Annotated in this window: 1 protein-coding gene; it reads left to right on the plus strand. The window is 58.8% G+C overall.

Annotation, left to right across the window (positions count from 1 at the left end; genetic code table 11):
• Positions 1 to 61: 61 nt before the first annotated feature.
• Positions 62 to 2,245 (plus strand): fatty acid oxidation complex subunit alpha FadB (gene fadB, locus ACQKP2_RS32550; protein ID WP_427582346.1); only part of this gene is annotated, 2,184 nt, incomplete at its 3' end.

The following is a 2,245-nucleotide window of genomic DNA, read 5'->3' on the forward strand; positions in this document are numbered from 1 at the left end:
TGTGCCAGTTGGCCGATCGGGTCTTCGTCCGCCCAGTCGACACGCAGGTCGACGATGGAGCATCGTCGAACTGAAGTTCGACCTCAAGGGTGAGTCCGTCAACAAGTTCAACCGTCTAACCCTGAACGAACTGCGTCAGGCCGTGGACGCCATCAAGGCAGATGCTTCGATCAAGGGTGTGATCGTCAGCAGTGGCAAGGACGTATTCATTGTCGGCGCCGACATCACCGAATTTGTCGACAACTTCAAGCTGCCGGATGCAGAGCTTGTTGCTGGCAACCTGGAAGCCAACAGGATTTTCAGCGATTTCGAAGACCTCAACGTCCCGACCGTCGTCGCGATCAACGGCATCGCATTGGGTGGCGGCCTGGAAATGTGCCTGTCTGCGGACTACCGCGTCATGTCCACCAAGGCCAAGATCGGTCTGCCGGAAGTCAAACTGGGGATCTACCCGGGCTTCGGCGGTACTGTACGTCTGCCGCGCCTGATCGGTGTCGACAACGCTATCGAGTGGATTGCCGCCGGCAAGGAAAACCGTGCCGAAGACGCGCTTAAAGTGGGTGCCGTCGATGCCGTGGTTGCGCCTGAGAAGCTGCAGGACGCCGCGCTGGAACTGATCAAACGCGCCATTTCCGGCGAGTTCGACTACAAGGCCAAGCGCCAGCCGAAGCTTGAAAAGCTCAAGCTGAACGCGATCGAGCAAATGATGGCCTTCGAAACCGCCAAAGGTTTCGTGGCTGGCCAGGCCGGCCCGAACTACCCGGCCCCGGTCGAAGCGATCAAAACCATCCAGAAAGCCGCGAACTTCGGTCGCGACAAGGCGCTGGAAGTGGAAGCTGCCGGTTTCGTCAAACTGGCCAAGACTTCCGCGGCTCAAAGCCTGATCGGCCTGTTCCTGAACGATCAGGAGCTGAAGAAAAAGGCCAAGGCCTACGACGAAATCGCCAGCGACGTGAAACAGGCTGCCGTACTGGGCGCCGGTATCATGGGTGGCGGCATTGCCTACCAGTCGGCTTCCAAGGGTACGCCGATCCTGATGAAGGACATCAACGAGCACGGTATCGAGCAGGGGCTGGCCGAAGCCGCCAAACTGCTGGTTGGCCGCGTTGAAAAGGGTCGCATGACCGCCGCGAAAATGGCTGAAGTGCTTAACGGCATTCGTCCGACCCTGTCCTACGGTGATTTCGGTCACGTGGATCTGGTGGTCGAAGCGGTCGTCGAAAACCCGAAGGTCAAGCAAGCCGTTCTGGCCGAAGTCGAAGACAAGGTCAAAGAGGACACCATCCTCGCCTCGAACACCTCGACCATTTCCATCAGCTTGTTGGCCAAGGCCCTCAAGCGTCCGGAAAACTTCGTCGGCATGCACTTCTTCAACCCGGTTCACATGATGCCGCTGGTTGAAGTGATCCGTGGCGAGAAGTCCAGCGAGCAGGCGATTGCCACCACCGTTGCCTACGCCAAGAAAATGGGCAAGAACCCGATCGTGGTCAATGACTGCCCGGGCTTCCTGGTCAACCGTGTGCTGTTCCCGTATTTCGGCGGTTTCGCCAAGCTGGTCAGCGCCGGTGTGGACTTCGTCCGTATCGACAAGATCATGGAAAAATTCGGCTGGCCGATGGGCCCGGCATACCTGATGGATGTCGTCGGTATCGATACCGGCCACCATGGCCGCGATGTGATGGCCGAAGGTTTCCCTGACCGCATGAAAGACGACCGTCGTTCGGCCGTGGACGTTCTCTACGAAGCCAAGCGCCTGGGGCAGAAAAACGGCAAGGGTTTCTACGCCTACGAGACCGACAAGCGCGGCAAGCAGAAGAAGGTTGCCGATCCGTCGGTGCTGGAAGTGCTCAAGCCGATCGTCTTTGAACAGCGCGAAGTCACCGATGAAGACATCATCAACTGGATGATGATCCCGCTGTGCCTGGAAACCGTGCGCTGCCTGGAAGACGGCATTGTCGAAACCGCCGCCGAAGCAGACATGGGCCTGGTCTACGGCATTGGTTTCCCTCCATTCCGTGGCGGTGCACTGCGCTACATCGATTCGATCGGTGTTGCAGAGTTCGTTGCCCTGGCTGACCAGTACGCTGATTTGGGCGCGCTGTACCACCCGACCGCGAAGCTGCGCGAAATGGCCAAGAACGGCCAGAGCTTTTCGCATCGGTGCCGGCAGCGTACTGTTCATCTCGGCACTGGGCATGGCCCAGGGAAAATCGGCAGTACAGGCCGACAACGTGCAGCAGGATGT

The sequence above is a fragment of the Pseudomonas sp. NPDC089569 genome (assembly GCF_050280625.1).
Lineage (GTDB): Bacteria > Pseudomonadota > Gammaproteobacteria > Pseudomonadales > Pseudomonadaceae > Aquipseudomonas.